The following is a 23,876-nucleotide window of genomic DNA, read 5'->3' as shown; positions in this document are numbered from 1 at the left end:
AAGCACTTTAGCGGGTAAGTAATGGGGCTCGAACCCACGACCCCCAGAACCACAATCTGGTGCTCTAACCAACTGAGCTATACCTACCGTTTTGGAGAGTGCAAATGTAAAAATCTTCCGGCTAATGTCAAACCCTTTTTAAAATTACATTGTGTTTACTGTAATTATTTATACTGGATATAAATAAGTGTATTTTTGATACATGATGGCTCAAGAACAGTTAGTGGAATTGAACGTGACAGGGATGCACTGTAATAACTGTGCCTTATCTGTTCATAAGCTCTTGGAAAAAAAGGGCCTGCAAAATATTTTTGTTGATTTTGCGAGCGAGGAAGTCAAGTTTGCCGCACCGGATGTTTCGGTATTGCCCGGTGTGATCAAAGATATTGAAGGGCTGGGTTTTAAAGTAGTTGAAGATATCCATAACCATCACGAACCGTTTTACAACAAGGTCGAAAATAAATTTCTCTTCGCACTGGTGTTTACTGTGCCGCTTTTGCTGCATATGGTACTGCCCTGGCATTTTTTACATAACCCGATAGTTCAGCTTGTTTTATGTTTGCCCGTTTTTGTGCTGGGATGCCTGCATTTCGGCAAAAGCGCCATTAACTCACTGAGGGGCGGCGTGCCTAATATGGATGTACTGATCTTTGTAGGTTCGTCATCGGCATTTATTTACAGTTTGATCGGTACAGTACAGCATTTGGGCGATAACTATTTGTTTTATGAAACCTGTGCCACTATTATTACCCTGGTGTTGCTGGGTAACGTGTTCGAGAAGCGATCAGTGAGCCAAACCACTTCGGCTGTTAAGGATCTGATCAAATTTCAGCAGGTTAATGCTATCCGTGTTATCAATGGCGAAACCGAAGTGATCAGCGCTAAAGAGGTAAGACCGGGCGATACGCTGTTGGTTAATACGGGCGATAAAGTTCCGGTTGATGGGGAAGTGTTATCGGGAGAAGCTTTGATAGATGAATCGATGCTGACAGGGGAGAGCATCCCGGTTGAGAAAGCAAAATATGATAAAGTGATTGGCGGTACCATTGTTCAGCACGGTAATATCCGCATGATGGCGACCAAAGTAGGCTCGAATACGGTACTCTCGCAGATCATCGAACTGATGAAAAAAGCGCAATCGGCTAAACCTCCGGTACAAAAACTGGGCGATAGGGTAGCAGCGGTGTTTGTGCCTGCTGTTATCGGCATCGCCTTGCTCACTTTCATTGTAGCTTTTTATGCGTTTGATGTGAGCTTCCAGAAAGCGCTGATGAATGCGATCGCCGTGTTGGTGATCTCGTGCCCGTGCGCTATGGGTTTGGCTACGCCTACGGCAGTGATGGTGGGTTTAGGCCGGGCGGCTAAAAACGGTATCCTGATCAAAGGCGGAGATACGATTGAGGCGGTAGCCAGTACCCAATATGTGGTGTTTGATAAAACCGGTACCCTTACTACCGGTAAGTTCAATATCAAGGAGATAAAAGCTGAGATTGAAGATATAGAAACCGTACGCGGCATCATCCTGGCTATAGAAGAACGGTCGAATCACCCGATAGCGCAATCTTTGGTGGCCGGTTTAAGGCCGCTGCCTTCAAAAAAAGTAATCCTCAAATCGGCGACAGAAGAGAAAGGTTTGGGTATGCGTGCCGAAGATGTTGATGGTAACAAATACTTTTTGGGTACTGCTTTAAAATCAGATAAAGCTATACAGGGAACTGATTTTAACCTGTTTTTATATCAAAACCACAATTTGCTGGCTCAGATATCCATAGAAGATGACATTAAACCCGATGCAGCTGAACTGATTACCACTTTGAAAAAAATGGGCATTGTGCCTGTTCTGCTCAGCGGCGACAGACAGCGCAAGTGTGAGCAGGTAGCCAAAGCGATAGGCATCGAGAAAGTTTACGGTGAAAAGCTACCCGAGCAAAAGCTGGCGATTATTGACCTGTGTAAGAAAAAGGGCAAAACCATTATGATAGGCGATGGTATTAACGATGCCCCGGCGCTTACCCAGGCCGATGTGGGCGTGAGTATGAACGATGCCAGCCAGGTGGCCATACAATCGGCAAGGGTGGTGCTGCTAAACACCGATCTCCATTCGGTGGTGAAGTTTCTGCAGGTAAGCCGTCACACATTAATCACTATTAAACAAAACCTGTTTTGGGCTTTTGCCTATAACGTGGTGGCTATCCCGGTTGCTGCTATTGGCCTGTTAAACCCTATGGTTGGCGCTTTCGCAATGGCTTTTTCGGATGTGGTGGTTATCGGTAATTCGCTGCGCTTAAAGCGGAAGAAGATATTTTAATCGTCTCCTCTTGTCATTTCGAAGGAGGAACGACTGAGAAATCTTCTGCTTCCATATCTGTCTAACGTAGAAGATATCTCGCTATCGTTCGAGATGACAAGTTTTTTTAAAGAATTAGTTCACTCACCACTCACCATTCATCAACTTAATTCGCCATCATCCTTAAAAAGGAAGCCAGTTTGGCTTTCATTTCGCGGCGGTCGACGATAAAATCAAGGAAACCGTGTTCCTGCACGAACTCGGCAGTCTGGAAGCCTTTAGGCAGATCTTTTTTGATAGTCTCTTTAATAACCCTTGGGCCGGCAAAGCCGATCAATGCGCCCGGCTCGGCAATGTTGATATCGCCAAGCATAGCGTATGATGCCGTTACACCGCCCGTGGTGGGATCGGTTAATAATGATATGTAAGGTATTTTTGCCTGTGATAACAAAGCCAGTTTGGCCGATGTTTTAGCCATCTGCATCAGCGAAAAGGCAGCTTCCATCATCCGTGCGCCGCCCGATTTGGAGATCATGAGGAAAGGTATCCTTTTTTCGATGCAGTAATCGATAGAACGTGCTATCTTTTCGCCCACGACCGAACCCATCGAGCCGCCAATAAAGTTGAAATCCATACAGGCTATCACCAGATCCTGACCCTCGATTTTACCATGCGCGGCGCGGATAGCATCTTTCAGGCCGGTTTTGGCCATGCTTTCTTCTAAACGCTCGCTGTATTTTTTGGTGTCGACAAAGTTGAGCGGGTCGCCTGAAGTTAAATTGGCGAAAAGCTCTTTAAACTTGTTATCGTCGAATAATATCGAAAAGTATTCTTTTGAGCCGATACGCAGCTGGTATCCGCAATAGTGGCAAACGTATTGATTTTCTACCTGTTCGGAGTAGTGAAGCGGTTTTTTGCAGTTCGGGCACTTGTTCCAGATGCCGTCGGGCGCTTCTTTCTTTTCTTCGGTAGTGGTAATTATCCCCTGGGATTCTCTTTTAAACCAAGCCATTCAGTTATCTTTCTCTTTCAAAATGTCCTGCAAAGAAACAAAAAAAAATTAAACAGTTGTTTGGGGAAATAGGATTGCACCGATTTGTTTTTTTGATTACACCGAAGTTTTTACGTTAGCGATAGTAGCGCCTGCCTGTCGGCAGACAGGGATACCGGCCTTGCGGCTAAGGCCTTGTGTAGTATGAGCGCCCGCCTGCCGGATGGGCAGGGATAGTGCGGGCCGTAGGCAACGCCCTGCTTATTGTAGTTATAATTCAAGGCTGAAAATAGCCCTATAGTGTTTAAATTACACTATTAATTAGTGATTTTAAATGTGATAGGTGTTAAATAAATTATGGTGTAAAAAATACACTAAGTATTGATGTTATCAGTATTTTATCTAACTTCGAAACAAAAATAAATACAAAACAAATCAAACCATGGACATAAAAAATTATAGAGGTGTTTTGCACGGCGACCAGGTGCAGGAGCTTTTTGAGGCTGCTAAAAAGCATCAGTTTGCGTTGCCGGCGGTAAATGTTATCGGTACCAACTCCATCAACGCAGTAATGGAAACCGCCAAAGCGGTAAATTCGCCGGTTATTATCCAGTTATCGAACGGTGGTGCGCAGTTTTATGCAGGTAAATCGTTAGATAACTCAAAACTGCAGGCTTGTATTTTGGGTGGTGTATCGGCTGCTAAACATGTGCATTTACTGGCTGAACACTACGGGGTTGGTGTGATTTTACATACCGACCATGCCGCTAAAAAGTTATTGCCATGGATTGACGGGTTGTTAGAGCACGGCGAAAAATTCTTTGCCGAAACAGGTAAACCTTTGTTCTCATCGCACATGCTCGACCTTTCGGAAGAGCCGATTGAAGAAAACATCGAAATATCTGCCAAATACCTGGAGCGAATGGCCAAAATGGGCATGACTTTGGAGATTGAATTAGGTGTTACCGGAGGCGAGGAAGACGGCGTTGATAACTCGGATGTGGATAGTTCACGCCTGTATACCCAGCCTGAAGAGGTTTCGTATTCGTACGAGCACTTGCTGAAAGTTAGTCCGCGTTTTACAGTAGCCGCTGCTTTTGGTAATGTGCATGGTGTTTACAAACCTGGTAACGTTAAGCTGCAACCGAAGATATTGCACAACTCGCAGGAGTATGTGAAAAACAAATTTAACCTTGCTGCCGAAAAACCGATCAATTTCGTGTTCCACGGCGGTTCGGGCTCGAGCCAGGAAGAGATCCGCGAAGCGATATCATACGGCGCTATCAAAATGAATATCGATACCGATATGCAATGGGCATTTTGGGAAGGTATTAAAGATTACTACAAAAGCAAAGAAGGCTACCTGCAAAGCCAGATCGGCAGCCCTGACGGCGCAGATTCGCCAAACAAAAAATACTACGACCCGCGGGTTTGGCTGCGCAAAGGCGAAGAAAATTTTGTTAGCCGCCTGAAAGTAGCGTTCGACGATTTGAACTGCGTTGATGTTTACAGCAAGCTGTAATCGGGATAGATAAACTTTAAAGAGCCGGTGCAATTTGTACCGGCTTTTTTACTTCTTCCGCCTGAGTATATTGCCTGCAAACCTGAACGGCGCTTTGGCAAAGTATGCCACAAGTGAAGATAAGGGTAGTTTCAATGCCATCACATCAACATATCCGCGAATGAAAGTATATTGTGCCACCCGGCACACAAAACGTACTTTGTTGGCCCGGTTATCCTGCAAACTAAGCGAGTGTTTCAGGAAGTTTTTATCAGTAAGATAGGTGTTTATTAACGGGAACCGGATGGGCGTTTGCAGATAAAAGCCAGGTAAAGGTTCGGTAGTTTGCCGGTTTTTGATACCGATGCCCAGAAGATCGCCGGTTAAGGATAAACCCGCATTCAGCCTGCGCGAAAAACCGTATTGCCTTGCTACAGAAAAAATCAGGCCGGTATCCAGGTCGGGTTGTTTATCTATAAGGCAGGCCACATCAATCAGATACTTGAATTTTGAGCTTACATCCTTTATAAAATGGTTGGACACTACAGCCAGGAAATCGTAAGTAGGCTGCAGCTTTTGTGTTACCGAACCGGCGAATTTCACATCCTGCAAATGATCTTTAAAAAAATTGTACCCGGGGTAATTTCCCGAAAAGTTTTCCATCAGCCGCCAATGGATCTCGACTGAAAAAGTATGCCCCATATCATCGGCGGGGCTGGTGTAAACAATATCTTTTGATAGCTTTTGGTAAAACTTAAGATGCTTTTGCGATACCGTTTTTTTCGCTGCAAAATTATTGGCGACAAAGTAATTCTCAATCTTTTCGGCATCATCAACGGAAACAAAAAAATCGATGTCCGAACTTTCGCGCAGGGCAAGGTCGGCGTAATAACTATGCGCAAAAAAAGCGCCCTTGTAAGGTATCAGGGTAACGTTTTGCTGCTTTAAAGCATTGATCAGATTAACGGTGACCGACGCCTGTTTGAGATTTTTCAGGCGGATGGCTTGATAATCTTTTTTTAGCGCCTGCTCAACCTTTTTACCTATTTCGATCTGGTGTTGGATAAGGTTATAATAAACAAAGGGCCGTATACCATGCGCCTTGGCAATTTTGTAAACCTTAACCCAGTCGATAGGGGTGTTTTTAACGTAATCTTCTACCTCAGTTTTATCCGATGTCGAAAAATACAAGCGCGAAAGCAAAATCAGCAACACCTGCTCGCTGGTATAAAGATTTTGTAGCTGGGATATGGTAAGCATTGGTTAAAAGAGAGCAGCGGGGCCTTTTGTTAGCAGTACAATTATACCCAATTTATAATACCGATATAACATTAAGGTGGTTTTTTTGTTAGCAAATAAACTTTACAGATATGCATCACAAGAAAAACTTTTTCGAAAAATTTGCCAACTGGGCGACCAACGCTACGGGTAGCTCTACCGCGTTCATCCTGGCATCGGCAACTATTGTGATATGGGCGGGCACCGGGCCGATATTTAAATACTCTGAAACATGGCAGCTCATTATCAATACAGGCACTACTATCATTACCTTTTTGATGGTGTTTTTGATCCAGAAATCACAAAACAAGGATTCGAAAGCAATACACCTGAAACTCAATGAGCTGATAGCCGCTCACCAGGGCGCCAGCAACCGCATGGTGAATATTGAAGACATTACAGAAACCGAACTCGACCAGCTGCATAAATTTTATGTCAGAATATCTATCTTAGCCAAGCAGGAAGATGACCTTGGGTGTACACATTCTATAGATGCGGCAGATGATAACCACCAGTTTAAATCGAAAAACATCAGGCGCCCTGCAGTAAAAAAGATAGAAAAGACTACCAATGGACATCAGAGTAAAAAAGGTTAGCAATCCGGATGATCTTGAAAAAGTATTTGCAATCAGACGTGAGGTTTTTGTCGGTGAGCAGAATTGCCCGCCCGAACTGGAGTGGGAGAACGAAGACGTATCGACTCACTTTTTGGCTACCGTAAACGGTGAACCCGCCGGGGCATCGCGCTGGCGCAAAACCGATAAGGGTTATAAGCTGGAGCGTTTTGCCGTGTTAAAACCTTATCGTGGTAAAGGCACAGGGCAAGCACTGGTTCAGGCGGTGCTGGATGACCTGCCTGCTGATGCCGATTATGTTTACATGCACGCGCAGATCGACGCGGTTACCTTATACCAGCGTTTTGGCTTTGCAAAAGTAGGTGAGCAGTTTGAGGAAGCCGGGATACAGCATTTTAAGATGGAGAAAAGGAAATAGTCAATACCCGCGGTTTATAGGTTAATACACAGTCATGTGTGTTCCCATCTAATATAATGCCGTTTGCGTTTTGGCCTGCTGCTTCTTACGGCGTACGATTAAGATGTAAATTACGCGAAATGTCAATATAACAGCAGTAATCAGCATTGGGAAACCATAACCTGTGTCGGGCTTCCAAATGAAAAAATAAGTTGCAGAAGTAAAGGCAATAAGTACGGTGAGAAAACCTAAATACAGAGATGTTTTTGTGGGTTTCATATTCTCGAATATACTATTATTTAATTGCCAAAAAATCACCTAAAAATCTTCCCCGAATAAGCCATTGCCTCATTCCATTTATCCATATCCAACCCCAACTCGATACCCTGACCTTGTAAAAAGCCGATCACATTTTCGGTAGCGATATTGCCTGTCAGGTCATCGGCTGCCATAGGGCAGCCGCCGTACCCTTTCAAAGCGCTGTCGAAACGTTTACAACCGCTATCAAAAGCCGCTTTTATCTTTTCAAAGCTTGTGGCTGGTATGGAGTGCAGGTGTACACCAAATTCGGTCTGCGGAAAGCGTGAAACCAATGCCGGATAAATGGCCTGTATTTTTTCGGGTGTGGATGTGCCGGTGGTATCTGCCAGCGAAATGATGCCAATGCCCTCGTTCACCATCTTTTCGGCCCATTGCTCTACTATCCCGGTGCTCCATTCATCCCCATAAGGGTTGCCGAAACCCATGGAAAGGTAAACCAATAATTGCTTGTTATAATTGCCGCACAGGTCATGGATACGCTTTACCGTGTCGAAAGATTCTGCAATGCTCGAATTGGTATTTCGCTGCTGAAAGGTTTCGGAGATGGAGAACGGAAAACCCAGGTAAGTGATCTCGTCAAACCTAACCGCATCTTCGGCGCCGCGGTAATTGGCAATAATGGCCAATAATTTCGACCGCGAACTGCTCATATCCAGTTTGGCTAAAACCCCGGCTGTATCGCGCATCTGTGGTATGGCTTTAGGTGATACAAAACTGCCAAAATCGATCGTATCAAAACCTACCTTAAGCAGCAGGTTGATGTATACCGCCTTGATATCGGTCGGTACAAAATCGTGCAGGCCCTGCATGGCATCGCGCGGGCATTCGGTAAGTTTAATGGGGCCGGGCATTATCATATAATCAAATGAGGGACAAAACGGCTGGTATTGTTCGTGATTAACCCATCCGACTCGCGGATGCCCATTCCAGCGGGCTGCTGCCCGACTATCCAGCTGCCAATGACCGGGTGGTTGCCGTCAAAATCAGGCAGTTTGCACAGCTCCTGGAAGATGAACCCTTCCTCGCCATATTCGCCGTCGGTACTGGCTATCAGTTGTTCGTTCTCAACCAGGCTTACGTTAGCTCCTTCGCGCGAGAGCAATGGTTTTTTTACATAGTTGCGTAGGTTACTCCGTGTAAAATAAGCCGGAAGCAGGTTTTTATGATAAGGGAACAATTGCCATAAGATGGGCAATATCGCTTTATTGCTCATCAGCATTTTCCAGGTAGGCTCAATCCAGAATGCGTTTTGCGAGTCGGCCACAATGTTACGGCCAAACTCTTCGTTCAGCATCCATTCGTAAGGGTAAAGCTTGAAGATATTGCGAATGGGTTGATTATCCAGATCGACAAATTGCTTCCTGCCGCTATCCCATCCAATATCATCGATATAGATAAACGAAGTGTTGAGGCCACCCTGCATGGCACAATCCTGCATGTAGGCGGTGGTGGTAAAATCCTCCAGCGTATCCCTTAAACAGGTAAAGTACAAGGTGTCATCGTAAAGGTAACTTTTAAGGTACCGCCAGTATTCGATCAGTTTCTCATGCAGCGAGTTGAACTGGTCCTTAGGTTCGTCATAATCCTTCAGCCAAAACCATTGGATGATGGATGCCTCAAAAAGTGAGGACGGTGTATCGGCATTAAACTCGATCAGTTTGGGCTCGTTCAAGCCATCGTACCACAGGTCAAAACGGCCGTAAATGGCGGGCACATCTTCGTTCCACGACCGGATGATATGCGGGATGATGAACTCCGGTATCTTGAAACTTTCAAAAAGATGGTTATCGATAACATGCTGAACAGCCTGAACACACATTTCCCAAAGTTCGGCAGTAACACTTTCGATATGCTCGATCTGCGGCAGGTTGAAAGTATAACAGGCAGACTCGTCCCAATAAGGGACATCGGTAGTGTGAAATCCGAAACCCAGCCCTTCGACGGTTCTTTGCCAGTTATTGCGCGGCGATATTTTCAGGCGATGCATAGTTGGTTTTAAGATGATGAAGCATGGAACCCGCCCGATTCGCCGAACCCGCCGCGCGAAACCGACCCTTCAGAACTGTGAACCGACGAACTTGAATAACCCTGCCTGATATAGCCGACACGGCCGCCGTATACTGTTCCCGAACCGCCATACCCCGAACCATAATAAGGCTGATCGTAATAAGTGCCGTAGGCCCTGAAAACATAGTAGCCATAATAGCCCGGCGTAGCCGGTGTATAACCGCCGACCGTATCGGTACGCATATATAACCTGCTGTGCCGCGGATGACTGCTATGGCAACCCAGCAAACCGGTGACCAGCACCAGCGTGATCGCTTTTGATTTTTTCATACCGGCCTATTTAACAGTTACAAAAAAATCATAATCCTTTGGCACGTTCATGGTTTTGGTATCGCCGTTATCGTCTTCGCCCTCGGTAACCCCTGTACCTAAACTCTGGATGGTATCGCGCTTATCATATTCTTTGATCACCACCCCTTTACGCCACACCTGGTAATGGGTTACTACTTCGTCGCGCAGCGAATCGATATGAGCGGTGCTTAGCGTAATGGCAATACTGCCTTTCTTGTCGATCTCTTTTGCCTTGCCGTCATCATCGTTATTGCATGCGGCGAGCAGCAAACAGGCTGCGGCTATAATGTATAAGCTTATCTTCATTTTAGCCAAACATACGTTAAAGCCAGTACTATCGCAATAGCCGCATCAAGAGATATTGTCAGTCTTCGGCCTTAGGTAAATGTTCATCGTTCACAATTTCCTCGCGGATAAATTTACGGATGATCAACCTTGCACCGCCATTATAGCTAAAGTAACTGCCAATCCAATTGATGAACACCACCACCTTGTTGCGAAAACTGATGAGTGATATGAGGTGAACGAACATCCAGGTGAGCCAGGCGAAAAAACCCTGAAAACGGAATTTGTGCAGATCGACTACCGCTTTATTGCGGCCAACGGTAGCCATCGAGCCTTTGTCGAAATATTTGAACGGCTGCATTGGTTCGTTATTGACGAGGCGCACCAGGTTTTTAGCCAGCTGTTTGCCTTGTTGTATAGCAACGGGAGCTACGCCGGGATGGCCTTTGGGCGTTTCGCCGGTAATGACGGCAGCCACATCGCCGATGGTATAAATGTTTTCGGTACCTTTTACCCGGTTAAACTCGTCGGTTTGGATGCGGTTGCCGCGTATGATGCTGTCCTTCGGCACGCCCTCAATCACCTGGCCCTGCACACCGGCCGACCAGATGACATTATGCGTGCTGATGGTTTTGCCATTGGCCAGGGTGATCTGTTTGCCATCATAATCCTTTACATTTACATTGGTAAGCACTTTTACGCCCATGTCCTTCAAAAACTCTTCGGCTTTGGCCGATGCCTGCGGCGACATGACCTGCAGCACTTTCGGCAGGCCCTCAACCAGGTAAACCTGCATCTCGTCCTTGTTCAGCTCCGGATAATCCTTGTGCAGGATATGGTTGCGCAGTTCGGCAATAGCGCCCGAAAGCTCCACGCCGGTTGGACCGCCGCCAACGATCACAAAATTGAGGTAAGGCTCACGCAGCTCACGGCTGGGTTGCAATAACGCCTCTTCCAGGTTTTGCAGGATCATGCTGCGCAGGTTGAGCGCCTCGGGGATGCTTTTCATCGGCATCGAAAAATGCTCCACCCGCTTGTTGCCGAAAAAGTTGGTGGTTGAGCCGGTTGCGATCACCAGGTAGTCGTAAGGTATTTCGCCTATCGTGGTATCTATGGTTTGTTTGATGGGGTGTATCTTGGTCACCTCGGCAATGCGGAAACGGAAATTCTTTTGCCCGTCGAATATCTTGCGGAGCGGAAAGGCGATCGAATCGGCCTCCAGCCCACCGGTAGCCACCTGGTACAGCAGCGGCTGAAACGTGTGATAGTTGTGCTTATCCAGCATCAGCACATCAAGAGGCTTGTCTTTGAGATGCTTGGCCAGCTCAATACCGCCAAACCCACCACCTATGACGACCACTTTCGGAAACTTCGATCGGCTCTTTTCCATATCATAGTAACAAACCGGCACTGATATGTTTCACTAAAAAAGCAAAAAAGGCTCCCGGTTAACCGGGAGCCTCGCTTTATGCTGAAGAACTGATTACCTCAGGTCCTTTTTACCAAAGTCGATAATAACCGGCGTAGCCACACAGATCGACGAATAAGTACCGAAGCACACACCGATCAATAAGGCGAACGAGAAGCCTTTGATCACATCGCCACCGAAGAAGAACAATACCAGCAATACGAAGATCACGGTTAAGGCAGTAATAATGGTACGGCTCAGTGTGCTGTTGATCGCCTGGTTGATCACCTCTTTAGGGTTATCAGTTTTTGAATGGTGCAGTTCGAGGAACTCGCGGATACGGTCGAACACCACTACGGTATCGTTGATGGAGTAACCGATAACCGTTAAGATAGCCGCGATGAAAGCCTGGTCGATATCGAGCGAGAACGGCATGATGTTTTTGAATATCGAGAAGAACGATAATACCAGCAAGGCATCGTGAGCTGTTGCCACCATCGCACCCAGGCTGAACTGCCATTTTCGGAAACGTACCAAAATGTAGGCCGAGATCACCACAATGGCAAACAATACGGCATAGATAGCCTTGGTTTTTAAATCGCTGGCGATGGTCGGGCTCACTTTTTCTGAGCTGCGGATGGTAGTTTGGCCTAACTGCGAAAGGCCTTTGGTTAGCTCTGCCCTTACTTTAGCTTCGGCATTGGCCGAGTTATCGTCGATCAGGTAAGTGGTGGTGATACGCAGCTGATGGCCATCGGTACCGAAAGTTTTTACTTCAGGCTCTTTGTGGAAGGTTGCGTTTAACACCTCTCGTACCTTTTGCTCGGGTACAGGTTGCTCAAACTTAACCACGTATGAGCGGCCTCCCAGGAAGTCGACACCATAGTTAAAGCCCTGAGTAACCATTGAAACGATACCGGCTGTGATGAACAAGCCCGAGAAAATGTAGAATTTGAAACGGTTTTTAACGAACTGGTAGTTGGCGTTTTTAAAGGTATGCGAGCTCCATGGGTTTGATAACTTGATCTCGATATCCTTTTTCAGCATCCATTCGAAGATCAAACGCGAGATCAGGATCGAACAGAACAACGAGGTAACTATACCGATCATTAAGGTAGTGGCAAAACCGCGGATAGGGCCCGAGCCAAATACATATAATATTAAACCGGTAAGGAAGGTACTGATGTTCGAGTCTAAGATCGACGATAAGGCGTGTTTAAAACCATCGGCAACCGCGATACGCATCGACTTGCCATGACCGAGCTCCTCGCGGATACGCTCGTAGATCAGTACGTTGGCATCAACCGCCATACCTAAGGTTAGCACGATACCTGCTATACCTGGCAGGGTCAGCACAGCGTTTAAGCTGGCCAGTACACCCATCAGGAAGAATACGTTCACCAATACGGCAACGTTAGCCACGGTACCCGCGCGGTTGTAGTAGAACAGCATGAAGATGAGTACTACCACAAAGCCGATAACGCACGACATTAAGCCGGCGTGGATCGCTTCTTCACCCAGCGAGGCGCCAACCACTTCTTCGCCGATAATGCGAACAGGAGCTTTTAAACGGCCCGATTTCAGGATGTTGGCCAAGTCCTTGGTATCTTCGGTCGTGTAGCTTCCGCTGATGGTTGATATACCGCCCGGAATTTCGGATTGTACACGTGGTGCCGAGTAAACATTGTTATCCAGTACGATCGCGATCGATTTCAGGTTTTTAGGATCTTTTGATGCTTCGGCTGTGATTCTTCTCCATTTGCTGGCACCGTCCGAATTCATGACCATGATCACTTCGGGGTTGCCCGATTGGTTATTCTCGGCACGGGCATCAGAGATCACATCACCCGAAAGGGTTGGGCCGTTATCGGCGCCGGTTAGTTTGATGGCATATAATGGGAACACCTTGGCATCGCCGTTTGATTTTACATCCCACAATAATTTAACATTGTGCGGCATGGCGGCTTTAACCTCCGGGGTGTTCAGCAAAGCATTAACCTTTGCCGTATCTTTTTGTGCTGCGTAACCTACAACCGGGCCCGGGGTCGGCAAAGTCTGGCCGTTCTGATCGCGGTAGAAGTTTGGTTGCAATACGGCGAACAATGGGTTTTGGTTGGCAAACTGGCTTTTCTTTGCTAAAGCCGAGGTATCGGTTTTACCGGCTTTCTGCACTTGCTTTATCAGCGATAAGGCCTGTGATTTTTTGCTTGTATCAGTAGCAGCAGCAGTTGCCTTAGCGGTACTTGCAACTTTGGCGGTATCTGTTTTTTGTGATTTGAGCTTTGCAGCTAATATCTTGTCGGCATTGCTCAGGAAACTGAAAAAGTCGGGGTTCTCAAAAGTTTCGTAAAACTCCAGGTTAGCCGAGCCCTGTAACAGCTTGCGCACGCGCTCCTCGTCAGATACGCCCGGCAGTTCGATCAGGATCTGGTTGCCGTGTTGTATCTGGATGTTTGGCTGTACTACGCCGAACTGGTCGATACGGGTATTCAATACCGTTTTAGCCTGGGTTACAGCAACAGCGGCCTGGTCCTGCAGGTAGCTGGTTACTTGTGCATCCGAAGCATTGAACTTCAGGTGCGATTCGTTATCCTTGGTCGAGAAGATAGCGGCTAATTTTCCGTTAGGGGCAATGCGCTCATATTCCCTAACAAACAATACCACAAAATCGGTACTGTTGGTTTTCGAAATTTCTTCGGCGCTGGCCAAAGCCTGGTTAAAGGCAGGGTCGGGGTTATTGTTCGCCAAAGCCTTGATCAGCTCAACAAGCGATACCTGCATGGTTACATCCATACCGCCTTTAAGGTCGAGACCGAGGGCCAGCTTTTTCTCTTTAACATACTGGTACTTCCAACCCAACACGGGGTAAACCGCCACGTTGTCCATCGAGTCCAGGTATGCTTTTTCCTTCAACAAATTACCTTTCGCATATTTGCTGGCATCATCTTCAACTTTACTCGCCACCCACGTGAACGAAAGTTGGTATAAGCACACTACTGCCAGTAGTATGGCGAAAAATTTAATAATCCCTTTACCTTGCATTGTAAATCAAAAAATGTTGTAATTAATAGTCTATATATAGCTTTTTTAAACAAGACGGCAAATCTAATAAAATTTCGCAAAACGAATTTTTTATTCACACAAAATAATGCATTGTTTGTTAAATGCGCTCCAGCGTGATAAAAGAGTACTTAAATGCGTGTCTTTCGTCGGTTTCGTGATCCTCTCTCTCAACCTCTTTCCAGTGTTTATAGTCAATTTCCGGAAAAAACGTGTCGGCATCAAAGCTGTGGTGCACAATAGTTAAATAAATACGGTTGGTAAGGTGCATGGCCTGCCGGTAAATTTCGGCACCGCCTACGATAAACACTTCATCTTCGGTTTTGCACAGCGCTATCGCCTCGTCTATCGATTTTACCACCTCGCAGCCTTCAATCGCCATATCCTGCCGGGTTATTACAATATTGCGGCGCTTAGGCAGCGGCTTACCCACAGAGTCGAACGTTTTGCGCCCCATAATGACTGTACCGCCGGCGGTTATATTCTTAAAATGCTTCAGATCGTTAGGCAGGTGCCAGAGCAACTGGTTGTTTTTGCCGATGGCGTAATTGGAGGCGATGGCTACTACAGCGGTGATATGTTTGGGCATGGGTATTATAGCAGTTGAAAAGTTTGAATGTTGTAATGTTTTAAAATTAGAAGCTTTTTGCTTTCTGCTTCTGGCATCTTGCTTCTCGTAAAGCGCAATAGGTATTCTTCGGTATTTTTAACAATAGTATCAAGTCGCAAGTATCAGGTATCAAGTACGATTTTTGCAATCTTGCTACTAACTACTTGATACTTGCTACTAAAACACATGGGTATTTATGGGTGTTTTTATGAGTTTTTTAATACTTTCTTTGTTTTTTAGCCAAATAGCCACATTTTTCATTTTTAACACCCATCAAACACATGGGTATCACATGGGTGTTCATGGGTATACCCATGTGTGTTCATAATTGTAATAGCATTTTGCATTTTTTGTCTTGACTCTTGCATCTTGATTCTTGCTTCTTCTATTTTGGGCGTTACTCCGATAGCTATCTGAGCCCGCGCTTTCCGCTCATACGCCTTCAGGCCTTATCCACAGGCCGGTATCCGCTGCAATCGCTAACGCAAACATTTCCCTCCATGTTATTGCCAGGTACAGCCTGTGCCAAACTTGTTTCGGTAAAGCAATCTCTAAGAACGGTTTCAAACTGCGCTGTTAACTATTTCACTACCTCAGGCCTCTATAAAAATACGAAATTTTGCTCAGGTTATCAAATAAACAGTCTTCAAATGCACATTACCACAGCTTCCATTTGCTTTTTTGTATAAATGATTTTAACGTCATCGTTAGATTAGGTTTGTTGCCTTCGGCCTCAAATCGAAATTGCATATTAGCTTGCTCAATGATCCACTTGTCATAATCTCCTGCGAAACCATATGTAATATCTTTAGTGCTGTAAGTAAATTCAATGTCTACGCTACCTACCTTCTCAAAAAGATGAGCTATGTTTTTAAATCTGATTGGCAATATCCAATTTATCGCAGCTTTGTCGTCATAAGCACCGAAATTTCGAATTAATACATTCGTTTTAATAAAATCTTTAATGCTTGGTTTCATGGCTTGGTTTATTCGGGTTGTTGCAACCAAATTCCATCCGTGTTGGGTGTTATAGATGGCTTCTAAAATAACAGCCCCGCCATAGTTCTCGTTATCTAATTTAAAAATTATACAGTCGCCTTTGGCGAATGCAGGCTCTTGGATTTTAGGTTTTTTTCGGAGTTTAGCTTTAGGTCTTTCCTTACTGATTTCGGTAAGAAACTTGTCTAAAAAGAATTTTCTTATTTTAAGTTCTTTTTCAGTAACCCCAAGATCTCTCCAAACCGCAATGTCAATATCATCATTAATTATTGAACTTACTTTCGAGTATAATTCATCATCAAGTTGTTTACATTCCCATTGCGCTTTTGCTAACGCAAACCAAAAATTATTGCAATCTTCGGGATTATTGATCGTATCTTGATTTTTAGCAACGAGCTTATCAGAAATTTCTGCTACCTCCAGCCCACTATTGTACAAGTCGAAGAATTCCGAATACGTATCTGCATAAGTATCGTTTGATGATATTGTCGCTGCCCAGATACCCATAAACTCCTACACCGCTACCGCTCCCTTAATATGCGGCCACGGGTCATAATTCTCCAGCGTAAAATCCTCAAATTTAAAACCGAAGATATCCTTCACATCCGGGTTGATCTTCATAGTCGGCAGCGGGCGCGGCTCGCGGCTCAGCTGCAGCGTGGCCTGCTCCAGATGGTTGTTATAGATGTGCGCATCGCCAAAGGTGTGGATAAAGTCGCCATAGTCCAGGTCGCACACCTGCGCCATCATCATCGTCAGCAAAGCATAAGAAGCGATATTGAACGGCACACCCAAAAATATATCCGCACTGCGCTGGTATAGCTGGCACGACAGCTTGCCTTTCAGTTCCCCCTTCAGGGGGTTAGGGGGCTGTACGTAGAACTGGAACAAACTATGGCAGGGCGGCAGCGCCATCTGGTCGACATCGGCCACGTTCCAGGCCGAAACCATAATGCGGCGCGAATCCGGGTTGTTCTTCAGGGTTTTTACCACCTGGCTTATCTGGTCGATATGCCCGCCATCGGGCTTGGGCCAGCTGCGCCACTGGTAGCCGTACACGGGGCCAAGGTTGCCTTCGGCATCGGCCCACTCGTCCCAGATGCGCACGCCGTTCTCTTTCAGGTAACGGATATTGGTATCGCCGCTCAAAAACCAGATCAGTTCGTGGATGATCGATTTCAGGTGCAGCTTCTTCGTCGTCACCAGCGGAAAACCCTCCTGCAGGTTAAAACGCATCTGGTAACCAAATACGCTCAGGGTACCGGTACCGGTACGGTCGTGCTTTTGGGCGCCGTTCTCCATCACGTGGCGCATCAGGTCGAGGTATTGTTTCATGTTATTCTTTTTAGTCCATAGACCATAGCAGATAGCCCATAGTTTTAATTTGGTTTTACCATGGTCTATGGGCTATCGACTATGGTCTATTCCAAACACAAAAGAAAATAAACTAATTTTGCTATCCAACGGATGTGCATAAAAACCCGCCGTGTTAATCATTCTGCATGATCAATTTTCCAATCGCCAAGATCAATATCGGTTTAAACATTACCGCTCGTCGTCCCGACGGTTACCACAATCTCGAAACTATATTTTATCCCATCAAAATTAACGACGTGCTCGAAGTGATCGAAAGCGATGAGCTCAGCTTCGAATCATCCGGATTGGGGATACCGGGCAGGGTAGAAGATAACCTGTGCGTAAAGGCGTACCACCTGATGAAGCGGGACCACGATCTGCCGCCCATCAAGATCCATCTGCACAAACATATCCCCATAGGCGCGGGTCTGGGCGGCGGCTCGGCTGATGCCGGTTACTTTATCCGTCTCATCGATCAGAAGTTCAACCTCGGCTTATCAACCGAAGCCATGATAGGCTACGCCCGTCAATTGGGTGCCGACTGTGCCTTCTTCATCGAAAGCAAGCCCGTATTCGCTTTCGGCAAAGGCGATGAGTTCGAGCCGGCAACGGTCGAGCTGTTGTCATATCATATCGCGCTCGTCATGCCGCCGGTACACGTATCCACCGCCGAAGCATACCGGGGCGTAAAACCCGCCCCGGTAACGCGGTCGCTGCAAGAGCTTGTTCAGTTACCGGTAGCCGAATGGCGCAACCACATCAAAAACGATTTTGAGGAGCACATCTTCATCAACCACCCGCAGATCCGTGGCGTAAAAGCCGACCTGTACAAGGCCGGCGCGCTATACGCCAGTATGAGCGGGAGCGGAGCATCCGTCTTCGGGATATTTAAAGAGAAACCTGATCTGAAATTTTTGGAAGCCGATAATCAGGTTTTTTACGAAGTATGATTAACTCTCAGATCTCCGCGCGTCATTGCGAGGAACGAAGCAATCTCTAAGCTATACAGGTCCGATTGCAAGCATCGACTGTCCTTTGTAGAGATTGCTTCACTACCGTTCGCAATGACGGGTAAGTGAATGAGACCGTGATAATGTGGTGTTGTGATAACATGGCCATGGTCTATGGACTATCAACCATGGACTCAAGACTCCCGACTACACACCCGCATCATCACTCACCCCCTTGCCAAACGCCTGTACCCAATCCTGTTCGCCATCGCCTTTGGCTACGGCCGTTAATAAACGGTTATGAGCGAGTGTAGCCAGCGGCATGGGAGTCTGGCTTGCCTGCGATAGTTTAAGCGCAAGGCGGGCGTCTTTATAGCCTAATTTGGCTTTGAAGCCCACGGGCTGGTACTGCTTGTTGGCAATGAGCCTGCCGTAATTGTGAAAGATAGGCGCATTGAACAAAGTTGAGCCAAAAAAATCAGCGACCTGTACACGGTCCAGTCCGTTCTTCTCGGCAAGGGTAAACGCTTCGGCCATCAGCTCGAGTGCGCCGATGATCATAAAATTCCCCGTCACTTTTAAAACGTTGGCCGCGCCTACAGCTTCGCCAAAGTCCGTCACGCTCTGGCCAAGCGCTTCGAGTATCGGGCGGGCAGCCTCTTTGGCTTTTGCATTGCCCGATGTGCATACAAATAATTTCTTTGCGGCGGCGGCTTCCGGCCGGCCGAACACAGGGCAGGCAATGTAAGTACTACCGGCCTGCTCATGCAGTTTGGCAAGTTCCTCGGATGTCTCGGGTGAGATGGTGCTCATCGAAATATGTACGCCTCCTTTTTGCAAAGTTCGCAGCAAACCGTCCGTTCCCGAAGTCGCCTCTTTCACTATCTCATCTTCCGACAACATGCTCACCACAAAGGCAACATTAGCCGCCGCATCGGCCGGTGTTTTACATTTGCTGATCGAGCCTTGTTCAAGCTCGTCGGCCTTGCTGATAGTACGGTTATAAACCTGTAAATGGTACCCCGCTTTGATGAGGTTTTGAGCCATGGGCGTACCCATATTTCCGAGCCCTATAAATCCTATTTTTTTCATAGTGATGTTAGTTGTCTGTTGTCAGTTTGAGGTTGTCAGTTTTTACATTTATCCCCTGTCCGGTAACTGATAACCGGCAACAGAAAACCGAGAACTCTGTTAATTAATATAATCCCGATCCTCATCGCTTAGTGTATCGGCTGCTTTGCCGGTCGGGTTATCCATCGATGGGTGAGAGTCGTCAAACCGTACCCTGGTCGGCCGGCCGATCATGATGCCGATGATCAGGCTGATGATAGCAACCACGGCCATCATCACCAGGCCCGAAACCGACGCCTGCCAGAACAAAATATTGAAAGTGATGGGCCTCGTGTTTTGCATAATGATAACCGTTAGCAAGATGGTAACAATGATAAGGACGATGGTTTTGATGCGCATGGTTTTTGGGATTGATCTGTTTTAACGAATATCTGATTTTTTAAATCCCGATCAAAATTCCGTTTTAATCAGGCGCTGACAATTTTTCATCTCATTGTAAAATTGAGTTCCCCCGTTCAAGGCCGGCGCTCCATTTTTGCCCCTCAATTCCAGGCCAAAATTTTCACGCAAAAATTTAGCGGCATTTTTCATGCTCAAATTTTTGCTTCAAAAAATCCGCCCGAAATCGCCCAAATTTTTTCCGCCCAAAAATGGGAGGGTACAGCCCCTCGAAAATTTAAAAATCGTCTTTCAATTTCGGTACACTAACTACCCGATTTCAGGCCGAAAAAGTTTTTGTTTATTTTATACTTCCTAATTATCTGAAAATCATTAAGTAAAATGACTTTTTTGGTGCTTTTATCAATGAGTTGTATTTTGTGCTAAAATATTTAGTTTTTGGTTTTTACAAAAGTACCACTTTATCTAACATATAACTTTTAATAATGGTAATAAATATCTGATTATAAAATAATTATAATATTTGAATAAAATGCAATTTTTAACTTGTGATAGAAAAAAAACGCATTTATTTTGCCAGTAAACAGCCGTTTAATGGCCTTTTGTCGGGTGGCCTTAAATACACTTAGAAAATTGTCGATTTTGCGCAGGTTTATTTATCCGGATGATAATCATACTGTTATACTCCCGGTTGAATTTTAAGGGCTTAAATCGCCTTAAAATACGCCGGCCGTATACCAAAAATCTTATCCCCTACTCGTGGGAGAATTCCTGACGAGGAAAAATTGAAAGAGAATTTAAGCTTTTTTGCGATTGGCTACCCGTGTTTGTACCACCGGGTACAGAAAGATAGTAGAGAGGATAACGATGGCCCCTGCCCAGAAACCCGCTGTCATTTTGTCCAGGTCGCCAAAAAAAACAAAGGCCATAATAATGCCGTAAACCGGCTCGAGGTTGGTGACGAGCGCTACCCGGAAGGCCGAAAGCTCCTTCATTACCGATACGCCGGCCACGTAAGCGAGGGATGTACACACGGTACCAAGGATGAGCAGGTAGCCGATATCAGACGGGATAAGCTTCATATCTCTGTTAAAACCGCCGGTAAAAAGGAGGAATAAAGTTATCCAGAATATAGCCCCGCCCAGTTCGTAAAATGCGATGACCGGCGGCTCTGTTTTCTTCACCTGGCGCGAATTAATAATACCGAAGAGGCTCGAAAAGCTGGCGCTCAGCAGGCCGGTAATGATACCCATAGTGTATTGGGTTTCGAATTTAAAGATCATCACGATGCCGCATATGATCAATACTCCCGCCAGTATTTCGAGCCGGGAAATTCTCTTTTTGTTGATGAGCGGTTCGAAAATAGCGGTGAACAAAGTCATCGAAGAGAGGCATACCAGCGTCACCGAAACGGTAGCAATTTTGATGGATTCGAAGAATAATATCCAGTGCGCGCCAACCAGCGCGCCCGTAAAAAACAGCTTTAAAAAAGTAGCCCTATCCACCCTGAACTGCACCTTGCTCACCCTGAAATAAAGGAACAAAGTACATAATGCGATAAGCACCCGGTACCATACCAGGTACACTGCGTGCACGTGAATTAAAGCACCCAAAATACCCGTGAACCCCCAGATGAAAACAGTAAAATGGAGGATCAGGAGATTTTTGTTGAGGCCGGTTCGTACACTTTTTGCAGCCATTATTTGGGGGCTTTACGTAGCAGGTAATAGCCTAAAAATCCAAATACCAGGTTAGGTATAAACACTGCGATGATAGGTGGGAGGCCGCCCTTTACCGAAAAAACAAAGGCAAATTGCTCCACTACGATATAGGCAAAACACAAAAAGAAGCCTATCCCCAGCGACAGCCCGACGCCCCCGCGCACCTTGCGCGACGATAGCGCCACGCCGATCAGCGTAAGCACATACGACGCCAGCGGGTATACAAAACGCTTGTATTTTTCAAACAGCATATTGTTTACAACACCCGTCCCGCGGATGGTTTCCTTTTTGATATTATTATTCAGTTCGGCGGTCGACATGGCTGTATAAATGTTATCGTGCAGTACAAAATCGGCCGGCCGCATGTCTAAAACAGTATCTTTTGAGGCGCCCTGCCAAACCATTTTTTCGCGCAGGCCATTAACATACCTCACGGCATAGTCATGTATCGTCCACCTGTTTTTTAACGAATCGTAAGTGATGCGGTTGGCAGTAAGCTTCTCCTTCAGCTCATCACCGTTAAATTTTTCGAGCACAAACTGGTAACCCGTATGTATATTGGGGTCGAAGGTTTGCATGTATACAAAAGTGTGCTTATCCAGTTGGATGTGCACATCGCTCTTGGTCGGGTCCTCTATGACGATATACTTATTCTCGAAGGTGGTTTTTAGCTTATTGGTGTACGGTATCAAAAAGATATCGGCAAAGAATGATACCGTGAAAATGAGTGTGGCGCAAATAAAATAAGGCCTTAAAAAACGGTTAAAACTGGCACCTCCGCATAAGAATGGCACAATCTCGGTTTGGTTGGCCATCTTGGCGGTAAAAAATATCACCGCCAAAAAGTTAATGAGCGGCGACAGCATATCGATATAGAACGGGATACAGCCGGCGTAGTATTGAAAGATGATATCGTTAAGGGTGACATTATTCTTTAAAAAGTTATCGAGCTTTTCGGAAATATCAAAAACCACGATCACCACCACAAAAATGGCTATGGTAAACACAAAGGTACCCAGGTACTTGCGGATGATATAGCGATCGTAAGTTTTTACAAACCTGTTGAACATATGCGTTATAAGCGTTGAGCCAGTGTTTTCACCATTTTATTTTTCCAGTCGTAAAACTCTCCCGAAATAATTTTTTCGCGGGCCTGTTTTACCAGCCACAGGTAAAAATGCAGGTTGTGCAGCGTAGCTATCTGCGCGCCAAGCATTTCGCCCGAGTGGATGAGGTGACGAAGATAGGCTTTTGAATAGCATGTATCGGCATACAAATCGCTTTCTTCGTCAATCGCCGAGAAATCGTTCTTCCACTTTTCGTTTTTGATGTTGATGATGCCGTTACGTGTAAACAACATGCCGTTGCGGCCATTTCGGGTAGGCATCACACAATCAAACATATCCACGCCTAAAGCAATGTTTTCGAGGATATTCACCGGCGTGCCCACGCCCATCAGATAACGGGGTTTATCGCCCGGCAGTATATCGCACACCACTTCGGTCATGGCGTACATTTCTTCGGCAGGCTCGCCTACCGATAGCCCGCCTATGGCATTGCCCTCGCGCCCGAATCCGGCTATCGTTTCGGCCGATTTGATCCGCAGATCCTTATAAACCGAGCCCTGCACAATTGGGAAGAGGGTTTGGCTGTAGCCGTATTTAGGCTCAGTCGAGTCGAAACGATCGCAGCAGCGCTTAAGCCAGCGGTGCGTCATATCCAGCGAGCGGCGCGCATATCCATAATCGCAGGGGTAGGGCGTGCACTCGTCAAAAGCCATAATAATATCGGCGCCTATGGTGCGCTGTATATCCATCACGCCCTCGGGCGTGAACAGGTGTTTCGAACCATCGATATGTGAACGGAAGGTAACGCCTTCTTCTTTTATCTTGCGCACTTCCGTCAGCGAGTATACCTGGTAACCGCCGCTATCGGTTAAAATCGGCCTGTCCCAGCCATTAAATTTGTGCAGGCCCCCGGCTTTTTCGAGCGTATCCAGGCCCGGGCGCAGGTATAGGTGATAAGTATTGCCTAAGATGATCTGTGCTTTGATATCGTCCCTAAGCTCGCGCTGGTGCACGGCTTTTACCGTTCCGGCTGTGCCGACGGGCATAAATATCGGCGTTTGTATCGTTCCGTGATCCGTTGTGATCTCGCCCGCGCGGGCTTTTGATAGCGGATCGGTAGTAGTTAATTTAAATTGCATTTATTTGCAAAAATAGAAAATAATGCCCTTATTTAGTTGCGGAATTATTTTATCAACAAAACTGATATTTCGTTGATTTTTAAGAAATTTGCACCCTATTAAA

Annotated in this window: 23 protein-coding genes and 1 tRNA gene; 5 read left to right on the top strand and 19 right to left on the bottom strand. The window is 46.1% G+C overall.

The window, feature by feature from the left end:
- Positions 1-13 precede the first annotated feature (13 nt).
- Positions 14-87, bottom strand: a tRNA-His gene (locus BEL04_RS16145).
- 115 nt (positions 88-202) lie between these two features.
- Here BEL04_RS16145 and BEL04_RS16140 point away from each other — a divergent pair.
- The gene (locus BEL04_RS16140) at positions 203-2,308 is read left to right on the top strand and encodes a cation-translocating P-type ATPase (protein ID WP_066005821.1); all 2,106 of its coding nucleotides are present in this window, start codon (positions 203-205) and stop codon (positions 2,306-2,308) included.
- Between the two features lie 145 nt (positions 2,309-2,453).
- Here the strand turns inward: BEL04_RS16140 and accD are convergent, their stop codons facing one another.
- Both accD and BEL04_RS24415 read right to left on the bottom strand, forming a co-directional pair.
- Positions 2,454-3,299 (bottom strand): acetyl-CoA carboxylase, carboxyltransferase subunit beta, encoded by an 846-nt coding sequence (gene accD / locus BEL04_RS16135; protein ID WP_066005820.1) that lies wholly within the window; start codon positions 3,297-3,299, stop codon positions 2,454-2,456.
- Positions 3,300-3,409: 110 nt separating this feature from the next.
- Positions 3,410-3,559 carry a hypothetical protein gene (locus tag BEL04_RS24415; RefSeq protein ID WP_175404098.1) on the bottom strand — a complete coding sequence of 50 codons (150 nt, stop codon included), beginning with the start codon at positions 3,557-3,559 and terminating at the stop codon, positions 3,410-3,412.
- Positions 3,560-3,720: 161 nt separating this feature from the next.
- On the opposite strand from BEL04_RS24415, the gene fbaA reads away from it, so the two are divergent.
- Entirely contained in the window at positions 3,721-4,800 is a 1,080-nt protein-coding gene (gene fbaA, locus BEL04_RS16130) for a class II fructose-bisphosphate aldolase (protein WP_066005819.1), read from the top strand.
- Positions 4,801-4,848: 48 nt separating this feature from the next.
- Here fbaA and BEL04_RS16125 read toward each other — a convergent pair whose 3' ends face one another.
- A complete protein-coding gene (locus tag BEL04_RS16125; RefSeq protein WP_066005818.1) occupies positions 4,849-6,039 on the bottom strand; it encodes a nucleotidyltransferase family protein in 1,191 nt (396 codons plus the stop codon).
- 110 nt (positions 6,040-6,149) lie between these two features.
- Here BEL04_RS16125 and BEL04_RS16120 point away from each other — a divergent pair, with 110 nt between their 5' ends.
- Both BEL04_RS16120 and BEL04_RS16115 read left to right on the top strand, forming a co-directional pair.
- Complete coding sequence (locus BEL04_RS16120; protein WP_066005817.1) at positions 6,150-6,653, top strand: low affinity iron permease family protein; 504 nt, start codon at positions 6,150-6,152, stop codon at positions 6,651-6,653.
- Positions 6,628-7,050, top strand: coding sequence for a GNAT family N-acetyltransferase (locus BEL04_RS16115; protein WP_066005816.1), 423 nt, complete (start codon positions 6,628-6,630; stop codon positions 7,048-7,050). Before BEL04_RS16120 ends, BEL04_RS16115 begins: the two co-directional genes overlap by 26 nt.
- A gap of 293 nt (positions 7,051-7,343) precedes the next feature.
- Here BEL04_RS16115 and BEL04_RS16105 read toward each other — a convergent pair whose 3' ends face one another.
- The 9 genes from BEL04_RS16105 to BEL04_RS16065 all read right to left on the bottom strand — a co-directional run bounded on the left by BEL04_RS16105 (position 7,344) and on the right by BEL04_RS16065 (position 17,405).
- Positions 7,344-8,201: a hydroxymethylglutaryl-CoA lyase gene (locus BEL04_RS16105; protein ID WP_066005814.1), complete on the bottom strand. Its 858-nt coding sequence runs from the start codon at positions 8,199-8,201 to the stop codon at positions 7,344-7,346.
- A gap of 2 nt (positions 8,202-8,203) precedes the next feature.
- Positions 8,204-9,337, bottom strand: coding sequence for a glutathionylspermidine synthase family protein (locus BEL04_RS16100; RefSeq protein WP_066005813.1), 1,134 nt, complete (start codon positions 9,335-9,337; stop codon positions 8,204-8,206).
- 8 nt (positions 9,338-9,345) lie between these two features.
- Positions 9,346-9,687: a hypothetical protein gene (locus BEL04_RS16095; protein WP_066005812.1), complete on the bottom strand. Its 342-nt coding sequence runs from the start codon at positions 9,685-9,687 to the stop codon at positions 9,346-9,348.
- Positions 9,688-9,693: 6 nt separating this feature from the next.
- Positions 9,694-10,014 carry a hypothetical protein gene (locus tag BEL04_RS16090; protein WP_066005811.1) on the bottom strand — a complete coding sequence of 107 codons (321 nt, stop codon included), beginning with the start codon at positions 10,012-10,014 and terminating at the stop codon, positions 9,694-9,696.
- 58 nt (positions 10,015-10,072) lie between these two features.
- Positions 10,073-11,383, bottom strand: coding sequence for an NAD(P)/FAD-dependent oxidoreductase (locus tag BEL04_RS16085; protein WP_066005810.1), 1,311 nt, complete (start codon positions 11,381-11,383; stop codon positions 10,073-10,075).
- Positions 11,384-11,476: 93 nt separating this feature from the next.
- Positions 11,477-14,443, bottom strand: coding sequence for a protein translocase subunit SecDF (secDF, locus tag BEL04_RS16080; protein WP_066005809.1), 2,967 nt, complete (start codon positions 14,441-14,443; stop codon positions 11,477-11,479).
- A 118-nt stretch (positions 14,444-14,561) separates the two neighbouring features.
- Entirely contained in the window at positions 14,562-15,050 is a 489-nt protein-coding gene (locus BEL04_RS16075; protein WP_066005808.1) for a dihydrofolate reductase, read from the bottom strand.
- 678 nt (positions 15,051-15,728) lie between these two features.
- Positions 15,729-16,577, bottom strand: a complete 849-nt coding sequence (locus tag BEL04_RS16070; protein ID WP_066005807.1) for a hypothetical protein — start codon at positions 16,575-16,577, stop codon at positions 15,729-15,731.
- A gap of 6 nt (positions 16,578-16,583) precedes the next feature.
- Complete coding sequence (locus tag BEL04_RS16065; RefSeq protein WP_066005806.1) at positions 16,584-17,405, bottom strand: thymidylate synthase; 822 nt, start codon at positions 17,403-17,405, stop codon at positions 16,584-16,586.
- A 167-nt stretch (positions 17,406-17,572) separates the two neighbouring features.
- Between BEL04_RS16065 and ispE the strand changes: the two genes are divergently transcribed.
- Entirely contained in the window at positions 17,573-18,376 is an 804-nt protein-coding gene (ispE, locus tag BEL04_RS16060) for a 4-(cytidine 5'-diphospho)-2-C-methyl-D-erythritol kinase (RefSeq protein ID WP_066005805.1), read from the top strand.
- A gap of 207 nt (positions 18,377-18,583) precedes the next feature.
- Here the strand turns inward: ispE and BEL04_RS16055 are convergent, their stop codons facing one another.
- From BEL04_RS16055 to tgt, 6 genes are all read right to left on the bottom strand, one after another.
- Positions 18,584-19,474, bottom strand: coding sequence for an NAD(P)-dependent oxidoreductase (locus BEL04_RS16055; RefSeq protein ID WP_305777643.1), 891 nt, complete (start codon positions 19,472-19,474; stop codon positions 18,584-18,586).
- A gap of 93 nt (positions 19,475-19,567) precedes the next feature.
- The gene (locus tag BEL04_RS16050; protein WP_066005803.1) at positions 19,568-19,846 is read right to left on the bottom strand and encodes a lipopolysaccharide assembly protein LapA domain-containing protein; all 279 of its coding nucleotides are present in this window, start codon (positions 19,844-19,846) and stop codon (positions 19,568-19,570) included.
- Between the two features lie 51 nt (positions 19,847-19,897).
- Entirely contained in the window at positions 19,898-20,038 is a 141-nt protein-coding gene (locus tag BEL04_RS24410; protein ID WP_175404097.1) for a hypothetical protein, read from the bottom strand.
- A gap of 605 nt (positions 20,039-20,643) precedes the next feature.
- Complete coding sequence (locus BEL04_RS16045; protein ID WP_066005802.1) at positions 20,644-21,546, bottom strand: DMT family transporter; 903 nt, start codon at positions 21,544-21,546, stop codon at positions 20,644-20,646.
- On the bottom strand, positions 21,546-22,637 hold the full coding sequence (locus tag BEL04_RS16040) for an LptF/LptG family permease (RefSeq protein WP_066005801.1): 1,092 nt from the start codon (positions 22,635-22,637) through the stop codon (positions 21,546-21,548). Before BEL04_RS16040 ends, BEL04_RS16045 begins: the two co-directional genes overlap by 1 nt.
- 5 nt (positions 22,638-22,642) lie before the next feature.
- Positions 22,643-23,773: a tRNA guanosine(34) transglycosylase Tgt gene (tgt, locus tag BEL04_RS16035; RefSeq protein ID WP_066005800.1), complete on the bottom strand. Its 1,131-nt coding sequence runs from the start codon at positions 23,771-23,773 to the stop codon at positions 22,643-22,645.
- Positions 23,774-23,876: the final 103 nt, after the last annotated feature.

This window comes from Mucilaginibacter sp. PPCGB 2223 (assembly GCF_001705515.1).
GTDB lineage: Bacteria > Bacteroidota > Bacteroidia > Sphingobacteriales > Sphingobacteriaceae > Mucilaginibacter.
The sequence above is the reverse complement of the archived record's forward strand: the minus strand, read 5'-3'. Positions and strand labels throughout refer to the sequence as shown.

What these genes read in the sequence shown, in the direction of transcription:
- BEL04_RS16140 (WP_066005821.1), top strand. Translation starts at nt 203, where the DNA reads ATGATGGCTCAAGAACAGTTAGTGGAATTGAACGTGACAGGGATGCAC.
- accD (WP_066005820.1), bottom strand. Translation starts at nt 3,299, where the DNA reads ATGGCTTGGTTTAAAAGAGAATCCCAGGGGATAATTACCACTACCGAA.
- fbaA (WP_066005819.1), top strand. Translation starts at nt 3,721, where the DNA reads ATGGACATAAAAAATTATAGAGGTGTTTTGCACGGCGACCAGGTGCAG.
- BEL04_RS16125 (WP_066005818.1), bottom strand. Translation starts at nt 6,039, where the DNA reads ATGCTTACCATATCCCAGCTACAAAATCTTTATACCAGCGAGCAGGTG.
- BEL04_RS16120 (WP_066005817.1), top strand. Translation starts at nt 6,150, where the DNA reads ATGCATCACAAGAAAAACTTTTTCGAAAAATTTGCCAACTGGGCGACC.
- BEL04_RS16115 (WP_066005816.1), top strand. Translation starts at nt 6,628, where the DNA reads ATGGACATCAGAGTAAAAAAGGTTAGCAATCCGGATGATCTTGAAAAA.
- BEL04_RS16105 (WP_066005814.1), bottom strand. Translation starts at nt 8,201, where the DNA reads ATGCCCGGCCCCATTAAACTTACCGAATGCCCGCGCGATGCCATGCAG.
- BEL04_RS16100 (WP_066005813.1), bottom strand. Translation starts at nt 9,337, where the DNA reads ATGCATCGCCTGAAAATATCGCCGCGCAATAACTGGCAAAGAACCGTC.
- BEL04_RS16095 (WP_066005812.1), bottom strand. Translation starts at nt 9,687, where the DNA reads ATGAAAAAATCAAAAGCGATCACGCTGGTGCTGGTCACCGGTTTGCTG.
- BEL04_RS16090 (WP_066005811.1), bottom strand. Translation starts at nt 10,014, where the DNA reads ATGAAGATAAGCTTATACATTATAGCCGCAGCCTGTTTGCTGCTCGCC.
- BEL04_RS16085 (WP_066005810.1), bottom strand. Translation starts at nt 11,383, where the DNA reads ATGGAAAAGAGCCGATCGAAGTTTCCGAAAGTGGTCGTCATAGGTGGT.
- secDF (WP_066005809.1), bottom strand. Translation starts at nt 14,443, where the DNA reads ATGCAAGGTAAAGGGATTATTAAATTTTTCGCCATACTACTGGCAGTA.
- BEL04_RS16075 (WP_066005808.1), bottom strand. Translation starts at nt 15,050, where the DNA reads ATGCCCAAACATATCACCGCTGTAGTAGCCATCGCCTCCAATTACGCC.
- BEL04_RS16070 (WP_066005807.1), bottom strand. Translation starts at nt 16,577, where the DNA reads ATGGGTATCTGGGCAGCGACAATATCATCAAACGATACTTATGCAGAT.
- BEL04_RS16065 (WP_066005806.1), bottom strand. Translation starts at nt 17,405, where the DNA reads ATGAAACAATACCTCGACCTGATGCGCCACGTGATGGAGAACGGCGCC.
- ispE (WP_066005805.1), top strand. Translation starts at nt 17,573, where the DNA reads ATGATCAATTTTCCAATCGCCAAGATCAATATCGGTTTAAACATTACC.
- BEL04_RS16050 (WP_066005803.1), bottom strand. Translation starts at nt 19,846, where the DNA reads ATGCGCATCAAAACCATCGTCCTTATCATTGTTACCATCTTGCTAACG.
- BEL04_RS24410 (WP_175404097.1), bottom strand. Translation starts at nt 20,038, where the DNA reads ATGAAAAATGCCGCTAAATTTTTGCGTGAAAATTTTGGCCTGGAATTG.
- BEL04_RS16045 (WP_066005802.1), bottom strand. Translation starts at nt 21,546, where the DNA reads ATGGCTGCAAAAAGTGTACGAACCGGCCTCAACAAAAATCTCCTGATC.
- BEL04_RS16040 (WP_066005801.1), bottom strand. Translation starts at nt 22,637, where the DNA reads ATGTTCAACAGGTTTGTAAAAACTTACGATCGCTATATCATCCGCAAG.
- tgt (WP_066005800.1), bottom strand. Translation starts at nt 23,773, where the DNA reads ATGCAATTTAAATTAACTACTACCGATCCGCTATCAAAAGCCCGCGCG.